The following is a 13,782-nucleotide window of genomic DNA, read 5'->3' on the forward strand; positions in this document are numbered from 1 at the left end:
TGGGTGACATGACACAGAGCGAGAACGACATCACCGTCGTCCATGTGATGCGCCACGGCGAGGTCCACAACCCGGAGGGCGTGCTCTACGGCAGGCTGCCCGGCTACCACCTCTCGGACCTGGGGCGGCAGATGGCCGACCGGGTCGCCGAGCACCTCGCCGACCGTGACATCACCCATGTCGTCGCCTCCCCGCTGGAGCGGGCGCAGGAGACGGCGGGGCCGATCGCCAAGGCGCACGGCCTGGACGTGGCCTCGGACGAGCGGCTGATCGAGGCGGCGAACGTCTTCCAGGGCAAGACCTTCGGCGTCGGCGACGGCGCACTGCGCAAACCGGCCAACTGGCGCCATCTCACCAACCCCTTCCGCCCGTCCTGGGGCGAGCCCTATGTCGACCAGGTGGTGCGGATGATGGCGGCGCTGGGCCGGGCGCGGGACGCCGCGCGCGGGCACGAGGCGGTGTGCGTCAGCCATCAGCTGCCCATCTGGATCGTGCGCAGCTTCGTGGAGCGGCGGCGGCTGTGGCACGACCCGCGCAAGCGGCAGTGCACCCTGGCCAGCCTCACCAGCTTCACCTACCGCGGCGACAGGATCGTCGCGGTGGGCTACAGCGAACCGGCCCGTGATCTCGTCCCGGCCCATCTGCGTGCGGGCGCCAAGCCGGTGAAGGGGGCCTCCAAGGGCTTCGGCGCCTGAGCGACAGGGCCTGCGGCGCCTGCGGCGCGGGCTGCGGTGCGCGGTGACCGGCACATGGCCGCTCGGTGGCCGGCGCGCCACGGGGTGCGTTCCCGAATGGAGACATTGTGTCCACCGTGTAATTGACCGCGTTCCCTCGGAACCTCGCTATTCGCTTCGCCATCTCCAGGGTTGTCCGGACACCCCGGGCAATCGGAACGGCGAGTGCGAATAGAGGACGTTATGCGTGAGGTCAGCCGGAGGGGGATCTTCGGTCTGGGTATGGGAGCGGCGGCATCGCTGGCCGTCGCCGGCTGTTCCTCGGGATCGGGGACGCCGAAGCCCGCGAAGAAGACCACTCAGGCGAAGCCGATCGGTGACGGCTCCACTTCGAAGGGTGAGCAGCGGCCGGCGGACCCGAAGCCCGAGCGGCTGGCACCGGGGCAGAAGCCGCCGCAGTTCGTGGTCTTCTCATGGGACGGCGCGGGAGAGGTCGGCAACGGTCTCTTCCCGCGGTTCCGCAAGCTCGCCAAGGACCACGGCGCGACCATGACCTTCTTCCTCTCCGGTATCTACTGCCTTCCGGAGTCGAAGAAGTCTCTGTACCGGCCGCCGAACAACCCGGTGGGCGCCTCCGACATCGGCTATCTCACCGATGAGCACATCAAGGAGACGTTGCGTAACGTGCGTGCGGCGTGGCTCGAGGGCCATGAGATCGGCACCCACTTCAACGGCCACTTCTGCTCCGGAAGCGGGTCGGTGGAGAACTGGACGTCCGCGCAGTGGAAGTCCGAGATCGACCAGGCCATGTCCTTCGTCACTGAGTGGCGGACGAATACGCGCTTCACCGATGTGGAACCGCTGCCGTTCGACTACGCCAAGGAACTCATCGGCGGTCGCACGCCCTGTCTGAAGGGTCAGACCAATTTGCTGCCGACCGCCCGGGAACTCGGCTGGCGCTATGACGCCAGTTCGCCCGGCGGACTCCAGGTATGGCCGTCGAAGAAGCAGGGCGTGTGGGACTTCCCGCTGCAGCAGATTCCCTTTCCGGGGCACACCTTCGAGGTGCTCTCGATGGACTACAACATCCTGGCGAACCAGTCGAAGAATTCCACCAATGCCCCGCCCGCGAACTACCCGGGCTGGCGCAAGCAGGCCACCGAGGCATACATAGCCGGCTTCAAGCGGGCCTATGAGACCAACCGTGCCCCGCTTTTCATCGGCAACCACTTCGAGCAGTGGAACGGCGGTATCTACATGGACGCCGTCGAAGAGGCGCTGAAGCATATGGCCGACGAGAAGCGGAAGGACGTCCGGCTGGTCTCCTTCAAGCAGTTCACCGACTGGATGGACGCACAGGACCCCGCGGTCCTGGCCGATCTGCGCGGGCTCGGCGTGGGCCAGGCGTGGAGCGCGAGCGGTCACTGACCGCGTCGGCGGGCCTTAAAGGCCCGCGGAGGCCCTCCGGACTCTCTGGCGGGGGTGCCCGGAGGGGGGTGGCGAAGATCCGCAAAAGGGCCATGCGAAACTTTTCACATGAGCGCCTGCCGTGCCCCTCGGGGCCTCGCGAACCGTCGTCGCGCAACCGTGCTGGCCGTCGGGGCCACGGTTGCCGCGCTGTCCCTGACCGCCTGCGGCGGGGGCGGCACCTCGGGCGGCTCCGCCGACACCAAGTTCGTCCAGGGCAAGGGCGGCGTGGACACCGTCGCCAAGGAGAACCGTAAGGACGCACCCCAGCTCTCGGGGAAGACCCTGGAGGACAAGCCGCTGGACGTGGCGGACTACAAGGGCAAGGTCGTGGTCCTGAACGTCTGGGGATCGTGGTGCACCCCCTGCCGGGCCGAGGCGCCGAACCTCGTCAAGGTCGCCAAGGACACCAAGGCCAAGGGGGTGCAGTTCATCGGGATCAACACCCGTGACTCCAACCGTGCCCCCGCGCTCAGTTTCGAGAAGGAATACGGAGTCGGCTACCCGAGTCTGTACGACCCGATGGGGAAGCTCATGCTGCGCTTCCCCAAGGGCAGCCTCAACCCGCAGACCATCCCCTCGACGATCGTGCTGGATCGGGAGGGCAGGATCGCGGCCCGCGCTCTGACGCCGCTCAGCGAGGAGCGCCTGCGCTCGATGATCACTCCGCTGATCGCGGAGAAGTGACCTTTCGTGAACATGCTGGCCGCCGCCACTGATCCCAACGAGACCGTCCTGAGCGGGGCGCTGCTGCTGGCGCTTCCGGTCGCCCTGCTCGGCGGGCTGGTCTCCTTCTTCTCCCCCTGTGTACTGCCGCTGGTGCCCGGCTATATGTCGTATGTCACCGGGGTCACGGGGACGGATCTGGCCGAGGCCAAGCGCGGCCGGATGGTCGCGGGCGCCTCGCTCTTCGTGCTCGGCTTCACCGCGGTCTTCGTCTCCGGGGGCGCGCTCTTCGGAAACTTCGGCTGGACGCTCCAGGAGCACAAGGAGACCATCTCCAAGATCCTCGGGGTCGTCACGATCCTGATGGGCCTCGCCTTCATGGGGGTGCTGGGGGGCTTCGGACAGCGGGAGTTCCGCTTTCACATCAAGCCCACGCTGGGGCTCGCGGGGGCGCCGGTGCTGGGCGCCCTGTTCGGCGTCGGCTGGACGCCGTGCCTGGGGCCGACGCTCACCGCCGTCAACGCCCTGGCCATCAATGAGGCGAGCGCGGGGCGCGGGGCCCTGCTCACCGCCGCGTACTGCGTGGGGCTCGGGCTGCCGTTCGTGGTGGTCGCCGTGGCCTACCGCCGGGCCCTGGGTGCCTTCGGCTGGGTCAAGCGGCACTACGTCTGGGTGATGCGGGCCGGGGGCGGCATGCTCGTCGTCCTGGGGGTGCTGCTGCTCACAGGTATCTGGGACACCATGATGGGCTCCATGCAGACCTGGGCTCAGGGCTTCAACGTTGGGATCTGACTGATGTCCACCACCGATACCGACACCGCGGCCGGCCGGGAGGCGCCGCCCGAGGGCGGCGCGACCGCCGAGGAGCGCGAGCTCGGCGCCGCGGAGTCGCAGCTCTCCACCGCCCCGGCCGAGGAGATCAACGTCCCCTCGCTGGGGCCGCTCGGCTGGGCCCGGTGGTTCTGGCGGCAACTGACCTCGATGCGGGTCGCGCTGCTGCTGCTCCTGCTGCTCTCCCTCGGCACGATCCCCGGCTCGCTGGTCCCGCAGACCAGCATCGACCAGCTCAAGGTGCAGGACTTCCAGGAGCGGCACCCGACGCTCACGCCGATCTACGAGAAGCTCCAGCTCTTCCACGTCTACAGCTCGGTGTGGTTCTCGGCGATCTACCTCCTGCTGTTCATCTCCCTCATCGGCTGCATCGTGCCGCGCACCTGGCAGTTCATCGGCCAGTTGCGCGGCCGCCCGCCGGCCGCGCCCCGCCGGCTGACCCGGCTTCCCGCGTACACCACCTGGCGCAGTGAGGCCGAGCCGGAGCAGGTGCTCGATGCCGCTCGGAAGATCATGAAGCGGCGCCGCTTCCGCATCCACGGCTCGGGTGACGCGGTGGCCGCGGAGAAGGGCTATCTGCGCGAGGTGGGCAATCTGCTCTTCCATATCGCGCTGATCGTGCTGCTGGTCTCCTTCGCCGCCGGGCAGTTGTGGAAGACCGAGGGCAGCAGCCTGATCACCGAGGGCGGCGGCTTCTCCAACAGCATCACCCAGTACGACGACATCAAGACGGGGCAGTTGTTCAACAGCGACGATCTCCCCCCCTTCGGCTTCCAGCTCGATCGCTTCACCGCGACCTATGAACGCAGCGGTCCGCAGATGCGCACCCCGCGCACCTTCCGCGCCGATGTGTCCTACTGGGACGGCGCGGACGGCGCCACCCGCAAGACCTCCATCAAGGTGAACGAGCCGCTGGAGATCTCGGGCTACAAGGTCTTCCTGCTGAACCACGGCTACTCGCCGGTCGTCACCATCCGGGACGGCAAGGGCAATGTGGTGCACCAGGGCCCGGTGGTCGGGCTGCCGATCGACGGGGCCAACCTCACCGAGAGCATGGTCATCAAGGTCCCGGACTACCGGGACAAGAACGGCAAGAAGGACCAGATCGGCTTCCAGGGGCAGTTCCTGCCGACCTGGGTGCGCAGCCAGGGCATGTTCTCCGTCTTCCCGGCGCTGGACAACCCGACGCTGGTCCTGACCGCCTACCACGGCAGCCTCGGCGTGGACGGCGGCACTCCGCAGAGCGTGTACCAGTTGGACAAGTCGCGGATGAAGCAGTTCATGGAGCCCGACGGCAAGACCAAGTTCGCCCGGGCGCTCAAGGTCGGCGACACCATGAAGCTGCCGGGCGGCGGCGGAACGCTGTCGTTCGACGGCGTCAAGGAATGGGCCAGCTTCCAGATCTCGCACAAGCCGGGTGACCAGGGTGCCCTCATCGGCGCCGTAGCCGCCCTGGTGGGCCTGGCCGGCTCCCTGTTTATCCAGCGCCGCCGGGTGTGGGTGCGCGCGGTGCGGGGCGACGACGGCACCACCGTGGTCGAGATGGCGGGGCTCGGCCGCAGTGAGTACGCCAAGCTCCCCGAAGAACTCGCCGATCTGGCCGTCCGTCTCCAGACGGACGCACCTCCGGCCCCGGAAGCGGAACCCGATCCGGAGCCCGGCCGGGACTCCGCCAAGGAGCCCGGTAAGGACTCCACCAAGGACGCCGGTAAGGACTCCGCCAAGGAGCCCACCAAGGACTCCGGCAAGGAATCCACCAAGGACTCCGCCTCGGAATCCGCATCCGACACCGCAGATCCCGCAGATCCTGCCGAAGGAGCGCGCGCGTGAACCTCGCCGCCGAAGTCAACGAGAACCTGGCTCATTACAGCAACGTGCTGATCTACTCGGCGATGGCGGTCTACACGCTCGCCTTCCTCGCGCATATCGCCGAGTGGGTGTTCGGCAGCCGCAGCGCCGTCGGCCGCACCGCCGCCGCGATCACCTCCGACACCGCGGCCACCCAGCGCGCCAAGGTGACCGTGCGGGTCGGCGGGCAGAGCGGCGGCACCGCCGTGCTGGAGCGCCCGAAGATCGTCACCCGTTCCGCGGCGGGCAGCCGCGACGTGCCGGACGGGCCGGGCGCCGCGGGCGGCACCGAACAGGGCGATGTGTACGGCCGGATCGCGGTGGGCCTGACCGTACTGGCCTTGCTCTTTCATGCCGTGGGCGTCCTCTTCCGCGCGCTGTCGGTGCGGCGGGCGCCGTGGGGCAACATGTACGAGTTCTCCACGACCTTCGCCATGGTCGCGGTCGGCACATACCTCGTGCTGCTCGCGCTGAAGAAGAATGTGCGCTGGATCGGGCTGCCCCTCGTCACCACGGTCCTCCTCGACCTCGGTCTCGCCGTCTCTGTCTTGTACACCGACAGCGACCAGTTGGTTCCGGCCCTGCACTCGTACTGGCTGTGGATCCACGTCAGCTGCGCGATCATCTCCGGCGCCTCGCTCTACATCGGGGCCGTCGCCACGCTGCTCTACCTCTTCCGCGACCGCTACGAGGCCCAGCTGGAGAACCCGGAGGGCAAGCAGTACGGCCGGTTCGCCACGTCCGTTCTGGAGCGGGTGCCCTCGGCGGCGTCGCTGGACAAGTTCGCGTACCGCATCAACGCCACGATCTTCCCGCTGTGGACCTTCACGATCATCGCGGGCGCGATCTGGGCCGAGGCCGCCTGGGGCCGCTACTGGGGCTGGGACCCCAAGGAGGTCTGGTCCTTCATCACCTGGGTCGCCTACGCCGGGTATCTGCACGCCCGCGCCACCGCCGGCTGGAAGGGCCGCAAGGCCGCCTACCTCGCGCTGATCGCCTTCGGCTGCTACCTGTTCAACTACTACGGCGTCAACATCTTCATCACCGGCAAGCACTCCTACGCCGGGGTCTGACACCGGAACACGCCAACGGCCGGTGCCCGTGACCTGGGTCACGGGCACCGGCCGTGGTGCGTGCGGACAGCTCCGGCCGCCGCGTCAGGCCCTCCGACCCCTCCTCAGGACGCGGCCGGCGGCGGTGAGTCGTCGGAACCGGAGCCGGAGCCGGAACCGGGCCCCTCGCCCTTGCGGCGCAACTCCTCCTCGCGGCGGCGGAGGTCGGCCTCCCAGTCCTTCAGCCGCTCCTCGTCGCTCTCCTGGTCGCCGGGCGGGTCGGCCTGCGCCTCCCCGTCGTCCTTACGGCTCTTGTCGTTCAGGGACTTGAGGAACTCGGGATTGTCGTCCGGCGCGACCCACCCGCCCTGGCCGCCCGCGCTGCGGGCAGCGCCCCGGCCGCCGCCTCCGGCGACGGCGCGCTTACGGCCCGCGATCAGCCAGGAGATGGAGCCCACGACGGGGAACAGCAGAACGAGGATCGCCCAGATGGGCTTGGGGATATAGCGGATGTCCTGTTCGTCGGTGGTGATGCAGTCGATGAACGCGTAGATGCTCAGTGCCAGCGGCACCAGGATCATCAGCACCCGTAGCATGAGGCGATTCCCCCTGCGTGTGGTGTTCGGGGCGGTGGCTCGGGCCCCCAGTTACGGGACCAGGGTAGTGCGTACCGGATACTGGGACGCATGGCTTATGACGATCTTCGTTCCTTTCTGCGGGTGCTCGACAAGGAAGGCGACCTCAAGAGGGTCAAGGCCGAAGTCGATCCGTATCTGGAGGTCGGGGAGATCGTCGACCGGGTCAACAAGGCGGGCGGTCCCGCGCTGCTCTTCGAGAACGTCAAGGGCTCGGCGATGCCGCTGGCCATGAATGTCTTCGGCACCGACCGCCGCCTCCTCAAGGCCCTCGGGCTCCGCTCGTACGACGAGATCAGCGAGAAGATCGGCGGGCTGGTCAAACCCGAGCTGCCGCAGGGATTCGGCGGTATGCGCGAGGCGTTCGGGAAGCTGGGCTCGATGGCCCATGTGCCGCCGAAGAAGGTGAAGGAGGCGCCCGTCCAGGAGGTGGTCCTCACCGGCGAGGACGTCGATCTGGACCAGCTTCCGGCGCTGTTCACCTGGCCCGAGGACGGCGGGTCGTTCTTCAACCTCGGCCTCACCCACACCAAGCACCCCGAGACCGGGGTGCGCAACCTCGGCCTCTACCGCCTCCAGCGTCATGACCGCCGCACCATCGGCATGCACTGGCAGATCCACAAGGACAGCCGCAACCACTACCAAGTGGCCGCCCGGCGCGGGGAGAAGCTCCCGGTGGCGATCGCCTTCGGCGCGCCGCCCGCCGTGACCTACGCCTCGACCGCGCCGCTGCCCGGCGACATCGACGAGTACCTCTTCGCGGGGTTCGTCCAGGGCCGGCGGGTCGAGATGGTCGACTGCAAGACGGTGCCGCTCCAGGTCCCGGCGGCCGCCGAGGTCGTCATCGAGGGCTGGCTGGAGCCCGGAAAGATGCTGCCGGAGGGCCCGTTCGGCGACCACACGGGCTTCTACACGCCCCAGGAGCCGTTCCCGGCCCTGACCATCGACTGTGTGACGATGCGGCGGCGGCCGCTGCTCCAGTCGATCGTGGTGGGCCGTCCGCCGACCGAGGACGGACCGCTGGGGCGGGCGACCGAGCGGTTCTTCCTCCCGCTGCTCAAGATCATCGTCCCGGACATCGTGGACTACCACCTCCCCGAGTCCGGCGGATTCCACAACTGCGCGATCGTCTCGATCGACAAGAAGTACCCCAAGCACGCGCAGAAGGTGATGCACGCCATCTGGGGCGCCCACATGATGTCGCTCACCAAGCTGATCGTCGTAGTCGACGCCGACTGCGATGTACACGATGTGCACGAGGTCTCCTGGCGCGCCCTCGGGAACACCGACTACGGCCGCGATCTGACCGTGGTCGATGGCCCCGTCGACCACCTCGACCACGCCTCGTACCAGCAGTTCTGGGGCGGCAAGGCGGGCATCGACGCCACCGCGAAATGGCCCGAGGAGGGCTATACGCGCGACGGCGGATGGCCCCGCATGGTCATGTCCGACCCGGAGATCGCCGATCGGGTGACAAAGCGATGGAAGGAGTACGGGCTGTGAGCGCCGATTCCGCAACCTCCGATCTCTTCGGCCCCGAACCGGCGCCGCCCGGGAGGATCCGCGCCTTTCTGCGGCTGGTGATGATCGAGCACTCGGTCTTCGCGCTGCCCTTCGCCTACACGGCCGCGCTGACCGCGATGCATCTGTGGGACGGCACCGTCCACTGGACGCGGCTGCTGCTGATCACGGTCGCCATGGTGGGCATGCGCACCTTCGCGATGGCCTGCAACCGGATCATCGACCGCGAGATCGACGCCCGTAATCCGCGCACCGCAGGGCGTGAGCTGGTCACCGGCGCCGTGTCGGTGCGCACCGCCTGGACCGGCGCGCTCATCGCGCTCGCCGTCTTCCTGGGCTCGGCGGCGCTCCTGGGCCCGCTCTGCCTGGCGCTGGCGCCGTTCGCGGTGGTGCCGATGGTGGTCTATCCGTACGGCAAGCGGTTCACCGACTTTCCGCACGCCATCCTGGGGCTGGCCCAGGCCATCGGCCCGGTGGGCGCCTGGATCGGGGTCACCGGCGAGTGGTCGTGGGACGCGGTGATCCTCGGGCTCGCGATCGGCATCTGGATCGGCGGCTTCGACCTGATCTACGCCTGCCAGGACGTGGCGGCCGACCGGGCGCACGGGGTGCGGTCGGTGCCGGCCCGTTTCGGCATCGCGGGCGCCCTGTACGGGGCGCGCGTCTGCCATGTGGTCACCACGGCCCTGCTGGTCTGGTACGCGCTGGCCACGGACGCCGGGGCGTTCTTCTGGGTGGGGCTGGTGATCGTCGCGGTAGCGTTCGGGTACGAGCACACGATCGTGCGGCCCGGTGATCTGTCCCGGCTGAACCGCGCCTTCTTCACGGTCAACGGCTTCATCGGGATCGCCCTCTTCGCCTGCGCGCTCCTGGACCTCATGGTGCGGGGCCTCGGCCTGTGAGACCCGCCGGATAGGCTCGGTGACGTGGAGACGCCGCACGAGCCGTACGGACCGCACGAGCCGTACGGGCCGCACGAAGAAGTGAGCCGGCGCCGTCCCTGGGTGGTCGGCGTGTCCGGCGCGTCCGGGACGCCGTACGCCGCCTCGGTGCTGCGCGCGCTGCTGGCGGCGGGGGAGGCCGTCGACCTCGTGGTCAGCAGGGCGTCACGGCTGACGCTGCTGGACGAGACGGGGATCGGATTCCGGGACGCCCACTGGCGTGAGGATCTGCGCCGCTGGCTTTCGCGGGGCGCGGACGGCAGGCCCGACGCCTTCGAGGTGCCCGCCGAGGTCGCGGACGTGGCCCACTGGGCGGCCGGGGACCTGGCGGCCGGGCCGTCCTCCGGCTCGTACCCGACCAAGGGGATGCTGATCGTCCCGGCGAGCACCGCGTGTGTGGCCGGGGTGGCGCTCGGGCTGTCCAAGGATCTGCTCCAGCGGGCCGCGAGCGTGACGCTCAAGGAACGGCGCAAGCTCGTGGTGGCGGTGCGCGAGACGCCGCTGAACGGGCAGACCCTCAAGGCTCTGGTGTCGCTGGACGAGGCGGGCGCGGTGGTGCTGCCCGCCTCGCCGGCGTTCTACGCGGGGGCGACGCATATCCAGGATCTGGTGGACTTCGTCGCGGGGCGGGTGCTGGACGCGGCGGGGGTGCCGCACAAGCTGTACCGCCGGTGGGAGGGGGAACTCGGTGGGGACCGGGACCGGGGAACGGCCTAGGGGCACTCGCCCTAGCGGGTCCAGCGCCTCCTGGTGCGCGCGGACCGGGCCGCGACGACGGCCGCGCGGCGGGCCGCACGGGAGACGGGCCGGTCGGTGGCATGGGCTGCACGCGAGCGGTTGGCCAGGTCCCGCAGCTCGAGCATGCGGGCCTCAAGACCTTCGATCGTGTACACGGTGAGTCTCATCTCCTGAGGACAGGTTGATCGCCTGAAAGATTTACAGGGCTTGTGGCTCTGATGCCTTAGATTCTACATGTAATCTCGCTCAATCTCTGAATAATGGAAGGCGTACGTGCTTATGGACGCGGTGGACAGGCAGCTCATCCAGGCCCTGCGGGAGAACGGCCGGGCCTCGTACGCGGAGCTGGGCAGGCTGGTCGGCCTCTCCGGGCCCAGCGTCACGGACCGGATCAATCGCCTGGAGGCCGCCGGGGTGATCACCGGTTATCGCGCGACCGTCGACGCCGCCTCCCTCGGACTGGGCGTCACCGCCCTGATCGGCATCCAGCTCTCGGACGCCACCGACCACGAGGAGGTGGCCCACCGGATGCGCGATCTCGCCGAGATCGAGGACTGCTGGTTCATCGCGGGCGACGACTCCTACATGCTCAAGGTGCGCGCCTCCGACGTGGACGGCCTGGAGCGGACCATCCGCCGGCTCTCCGGCACCAAGGGCGTCTCCCGTACCCGCACCACGATCGTGCTCTCCACCAAGTGGGAGAACCGGGTCGGCGAGCTTCCCGAGGACATCGAGGCGTAGTCTCGGCGAAGGCTGACATCAGCAGACGTACTGGGAGGCGACCGGGGTGACGGGGACCACACACGACGCGGGTTTCAAGCGGGAGTTGGAAGACAAGGTCCGCGCGGGCGAGCGGCTCTCGCGGGAGGACGGCATCGCCCTCTACGCGTCCGACGACCTGGCGTGGCTGGGCGGTCTCGCCCATGAGGTGCGCACCCGTAAGAACGGCGACGTCGTGCACTTCAACGTCAATCGCCACCTCAACATGACGAACGTGTGCACCGCGTCCTGCGCGTACTGCTCCTTCCAGCGCAAGCCCGGCGAGAAGGACGCCTACACGATGCGCATCGAGGAGGCCGTCCGCCTCGCCAAGGCGATGGAGAACGAGAACCTCACCGAGCTCCACATCGTCAACGGCCTGCACCCGACCCTTCCCTGGCGCTACTACCCGCGCTCGCTCAAGGCGCTCAAGGAAGCCCTGCCGCAGGTCTCGCTGAAGGCGTTCACCGCGACCGAGATCCACCACTTCGAGAAGATCTCCGGCATGCCGGCCTCGGAGATCCTCGACGAGCTGATCGACGCCGGACTGGAGTCGCTGACCGGCGGCGGCGCCGAGATCTTCGACTGGGAGATCCGGCAGCACATCGTCGACCACGAAACCCACTGGGAGGACTGGTCGCGCATCCACCGGCTCGCCCACGAGAAGGGGCTCAAGACCCCCTGCACCATGCTCTACGGGCATGTCGAGGAGCCCCGCCACCGGGTGGACCACGTGCTGCGCCTGCGTGAGCTCCAGGACGAGACCGGCGGCTTCCAGGTCTTCATCCCGCTGCGCTACCAGCACGACTTCGTGGACATGAAGGACGGCAAGATCCGCAACCGCCTTCAGGCCCGCACCACCATGGCGACCGGCGCCGAGGCGCTGAAGACCTTCGCGGTCTCCCGGCTGCTGTTCGACAACGTGCCGCACGTCAAGGTCTTCTGGGTGATGCACGGCGTGCGGACCGCACAGCTCGCGCTCAACCACGGCGCGGACGACATGGACGGCTCGGTCGTCGAGTACAAGATCACGCACGACGCCGACTCCTACGGGACGCCCAACAAGCTCACCCGTGACGACCTGCTCGAGCTGATCCGGGACGCCGGCTTCCGGCCGGTGGAGCGGAACACCCGCTACGAGATCATCCGCGAGTTCGAGGGCCCGGACGCGGCCCGCCGCGAGTCCCCGCAGCCGATGCGGGTGTGACCCGTCCTGCCCACCGCCCGGCGGCCACTGTCTGACGGCCGCCGAGCGGGGCACACGGGGGCCATGGCCGGTACGAACAGCCCCGAGGACGCGTACACCGCCGCCCCCTTCGTCCCGGACGGCGCCGACCTGGGCGCGCTCCGGGAGGCGGCGGCCGGATGCCGCGGCTGCCCGCTGCACCGTGAGACCACGCAGACGGTCTTCGGCGTCGGCGACCCGGCCGCCCGGGCCATGCTCGTGGGCGAGCAGCCGGGCGACCAGGAGGACCGGCAGGGCAAGCCCTTCGTGGGCCCGGCCGGCAAGGTCCTCGACCGGGCCCTGGCCGAGGCCGGGATCGACCCGGACGAGACGTACATCACCAACGCCGTCAAGCACTTCAAGTTCACCCATGTCCCCGAGCGCGGCAAGCGGCGCATCCACAAGCCGCCGAGTCTGCGCGAGCTCTCGGCCTGCGGGCCCTGGCTGGAGGCCGAGGTGGAGCTGATCGGGCCCGAGGTGATCGTGGCGCTCGGCGCCACGGCCGGGAAGGCGCTGCTCGGCTCGTCGTTCCGGGTGACCAAGGAGCGCGGGACGCGGCTGGAGGGCGACGCGTCGGGACCGGCGCGCGGCGCCCTGATCGTCCCCACGATCCACCCCTCCGCGGTGCTGCGGGCCGATGACCGGGAGGCGGTGTACGAGGGGCTGGTGGCGGATCTGAGGGTCGCGGCGGAGGTGCTCGGCTGAGCGAGCGGCCGGGGCCGGGGCGTGCGGAAGCCCTGGGAGGTCCGCCGTCGTGTAAGGGGCCCGAGGCGCGGGTGGCACTGACAGTCCCGGTGGGTATCGTCGGCCGCATGCCCCTGCGTTTTGAACTCGATCCCGAGGCCACCCCCGAGCTGCTCGACTCCGTCTGCGCCCTATGGGCCGACGTATCGAACGCGGGCGGCGCCGTCGGCTTCGTACCGCCCGTGGCCAAGGACGACATACGCCCCGAGCTGCTCAAGCACCTCGCCGCGATGACGGAGGGCCGGACCCGCCTGCTCATCGGCCGCGACGAGGACGGCGCCGTGGCCGCCACCGCGTTCTTCACCTTCAACGTCCACCGGCTGATGCGCCACTGGTGCTGGCTCTACACCGTGATGGTGCACCCCTCCCACCAGGGCAAGGGATATGGCCGCGCCCTTATGGCCGCCGCCGGGGACGCCGCGCGCGATATGGACGGCATCCGGGGGATACGGCTCACCTGCCGCGGCGGCACCGGGGCGGACCGCTTCTACGAGGCGTGCGGCTACAAGGAGGTCGGGCGGGTGCCCGGCGCGATCAAGGTCGCGGACGACGACTTCCGGGACGACGTCACCATGTGGCTGCCGCTGAATTGAGGAGAGCCCGGCCGTGGTTCACTGGGAGGACAGTTTCTCCCGGTACAAGCTCCGGCAGAACGCCCAGCAGAACTCCCAGGAGAGAGGA

15 protein-coding genes are annotated in these 13,782 nt (G+C 69.1%); 13 read left to right on the forward strand and 2 right to left on the reverse strand.

All coding sequences use genetic code 11. The annotated features are described in order from the left end of the window. Window positions 1-8: 8 nt before the first annotated feature. The 6 genes from AS97_RS25985 to ccsB all read left to right on the forward strand — a co-directional run bounded on the left by AS97_RS25985 (window position 9) and on the right by ccsB (window position 6,559). The gene (locus AS97_RS25985; RefSeq protein ID WP_174893822.1) at window positions 9-695 is read left to right on the forward strand and encodes a histidine phosphatase family protein; all 687 of its coding nucleotides are present in this window, start codon (window positions 9-11) and stop codon (window positions 693-695) included. Between the two features lie 222 nt (window positions 696-917). After that, the gene (locus tag AS97_RS25990; protein ID WP_059145075.1) at window positions 918-2,102 is read left to right on the forward strand and encodes a hypothetical protein; all 1,185 of its coding nucleotides are present in this window, start codon (window positions 918-920) and stop codon (window positions 2,100-2,102) included. 108 nt (window positions 2,103-2,210) lie between these two features. Then, entirely contained in the window at window positions 2,211-2,828 is a 618-nt protein-coding gene (locus AS97_RS25995) for a TlpA disulfide reductase family protein (protein ID WP_125755879.1), read from the forward strand. 12 nt (window positions 2,829-2,840) lie between these two features. Continuing rightward, complete coding sequence (locus AS97_RS26000) at window positions 2,841-3,599, forward strand: cytochrome c biogenesis protein CcdA (RefSeq protein WP_059145116.1); 759 nt, start codon at window positions 2,841-2,843, stop codon at window positions 3,597-3,599. A gap of 3 nt (window positions 3,600-3,602) precedes the next feature. Then, window positions 3,603-5,468, forward strand: coding sequence for a cytochrome c biogenesis protein ResB (locus AS97_RS26005; protein WP_210565759.1), 1,866 nt, complete (start codon window positions 3,603-3,605; stop codon window positions 5,466-5,468). Further along, window positions 5,465-6,559: a c-type cytochrome biogenesis protein CcsB gene (gene ccsB, locus AS97_RS26010; RefSeq protein ID WP_059145072.1), complete on the forward strand. Its 1,095-nt coding sequence runs from the start codon at window positions 5,465-5,467 to the stop codon at window positions 6,557-6,559. The genes AS97_RS26005 and ccsB overlap by 4 nt, the downstream gene beginning before the upstream one ends. 104 nt (window positions 6,560-6,663) lie before the next feature. On the opposite strand, the gene AS97_RS26015 is transcribed toward ccsB, so the two are convergent. Next, complete coding sequence (locus AS97_RS26015; protein ID WP_210565760.1) at window positions 6,664-7,134, reverse strand: PLD nuclease N-terminal domain-containing protein; 471 nt, start codon at window positions 7,132-7,134, stop codon at window positions 6,664-6,666. 90 nt (window positions 7,135-7,224) lie between these two features. Between AS97_RS26015 and AS97_RS26020 the strand changes: the two genes are divergently transcribed. The 3 genes from AS97_RS26020 (at window position 7,225) to AS97_RS26030 (ending at window position 10,352) form a co-directional block, all read left to right on the forward strand. Further along, the gene (locus AS97_RS26020; protein WP_210565761.1) at window positions 7,225-8,676 is read left to right on the forward strand and encodes a menaquinone biosynthesis decarboxylase; all 1,452 of its coding nucleotides are present in this window, start codon (window positions 7,225-7,227) and stop codon (window positions 8,674-8,676) included. Beyond that, window positions 8,673-9,596, forward strand: a complete 924-nt coding sequence (mqnP, locus tag AS97_RS26025) for a menaquinone biosynthesis prenyltransferase MqnP (RefSeq protein WP_059145069.1) — start codon at window positions 8,673-8,675, stop codon at window positions 9,594-9,596. The genes AS97_RS26020 and mqnP overlap by 4 nt, the downstream gene beginning before the upstream one ends. An 81-nt stretch (window positions 9,597-9,677) precedes the next feature. Then, window positions 9,678-10,352, forward strand: a complete 675-nt coding sequence (locus tag AS97_RS26030; RefSeq protein ID WP_059145068.1) for a UbiX family flavin prenyltransferase — start codon at window positions 9,678-9,680, stop codon at window positions 10,350-10,352. An 11-nt stretch (window positions 10,353-10,363) separates the two neighbouring features. Here the strand turns inward: AS97_RS26030 and AS97_RS26035 are convergent, their stop codons facing one another. Beyond that, window positions 10,364-10,540, reverse strand: a complete 177-nt coding sequence (locus tag AS97_RS26035; protein WP_185929690.1) for a hypothetical protein — start codon at window positions 10,538-10,540, stop codon at window positions 10,364-10,366. 112 nt (window positions 10,541-10,652) lie between these two features. Between AS97_RS26035 and AS97_RS26040 the strand changes: the two genes are divergently transcribed. The 4 genes from AS97_RS26040 to AS97_RS26055 all read left to right on the forward strand — a co-directional run bounded on the left by AS97_RS26040 (window position 10,653) and on the right by AS97_RS26055 (window position 13,694). Further along, window positions 10,653-11,114, forward strand: a complete 462-nt coding sequence (locus AS97_RS26040) for an Lrp/AsnC family transcriptional regulator (protein WP_059145067.1) — start codon at window positions 10,653-10,655, stop codon at window positions 11,112-11,114. 46 nt (window positions 11,115-11,160) lie between these two features. Beyond that, complete coding sequence (gene mqnE / locus AS97_RS26045; RefSeq protein WP_086709380.1) at window positions 11,161-12,339, forward strand: aminofutalosine synthase MqnE; 1,179 nt, start codon at window positions 11,161-11,163, stop codon at window positions 12,337-12,339. Between the two features lie 63 nt (window positions 12,340-12,402). After that, a complete protein-coding gene (locus AS97_RS26050; protein ID WP_059145065.1) occupies window positions 12,403-13,062 on the forward strand; it encodes a UdgX family uracil-DNA binding protein in 660 nt (219 codons plus the stop codon). A 107-nt stretch (window positions 13,063-13,169) separates the two neighbouring features. After that, complete coding sequence (locus AS97_RS26055; RefSeq protein ID WP_059145115.1) at window positions 13,170-13,694, forward strand: GNAT family N-acetyltransferase; 525 nt, start codon at window positions 13,170-13,172, stop codon at window positions 13,692-13,694. Window positions 13,695-13,782 lie beyond the last annotated feature (88 nt).

It is taken from the genome of Streptomyces sp. AgN23, assembly GCF_001598115.1.
GTDB classification, from domain to species: domain Bacteria; phylum Actinomycetota; class Actinomycetes; order Streptomycetales; family Streptomycetaceae; genus Streptomyces; species Streptomyces antimycoticus.

What these genes read in the sequence shown, in the direction of transcription:
- AS97_RS25985 (WP_174893822.1), top strand. Translation starts at nt 9, where the DNA reads ATGACACAGAGCGAGAACGACATCACCGTCGTCCATGTGATGCGCCAC.
- AS97_RS25990 (WP_059145075.1), top strand. Translation starts at nt 918, where the DNA reads ATGCGTGAGGTCAGCCGGAGGGGGATCTTCGGTCTGGGTATGGGAGCG.
- AS97_RS25995 (WP_125755879.1), top strand. Translation starts at nt 2,211, where the DNA reads ATGAGCGCCTGCCGTGCCCCTCGGGGCCTCGCGAACCGTCGTCGCGCA.
- AS97_RS26000 (WP_059145116.1), top strand. Translation starts at nt 2,841, where the DNA reads ATGCTGGCCGCCGCCACTGATCCCAACGAGACCGTCCTGAGCGGGGCG.
- AS97_RS26005 (WP_210565759.1), top strand. Translation starts at nt 3,603, where the DNA reads ATGTCCACCACCGATACCGACACCGCGGCCGGCCGGGAGGCGCCGCCC.
- AS97_RS26015 (WP_210565760.1), bottom strand. Translation starts at nt 7,134, where the DNA reads ATGCTACGGGTGCTGATGATCCTGGTGCCGCTGGCACTGAGCATCTAC.
- AS97_RS26020 (WP_210565761.1), top strand. Translation starts at nt 7,225, where the DNA reads ATGGCTTATGACGATCTTCGTTCCTTTCTGCGGGTGCTCGACAAGGAA.
- AS97_RS26035 (WP_185929690.1), bottom strand. Translation starts at nt 10,540, where the DNA reads ATGAGACTCACCGTGTACACGATCGAAGGTCTTGAGGCCCGCATGCTC.
- AS97_RS26040 (WP_059145067.1), top strand. Translation starts at nt 10,653, where the DNA reads ATGGACGCGGTGGACAGGCAGCTCATCCAGGCCCTGCGGGAGAACGGC.
- AS97_RS26050 (WP_059145065.1), top strand. Translation starts at nt 12,403, where the DNA reads ATGGCCGGTACGAACAGCCCCGAGGACGCGTACACCGCCGCCCCCTTC.
- AS97_RS26055 (WP_059145115.1), top strand. Translation starts at nt 13,170, where the DNA reads ATGCCCCTGCGTTTTGAACTCGATCCCGAGGCCACCCCCGAGCTGCTC.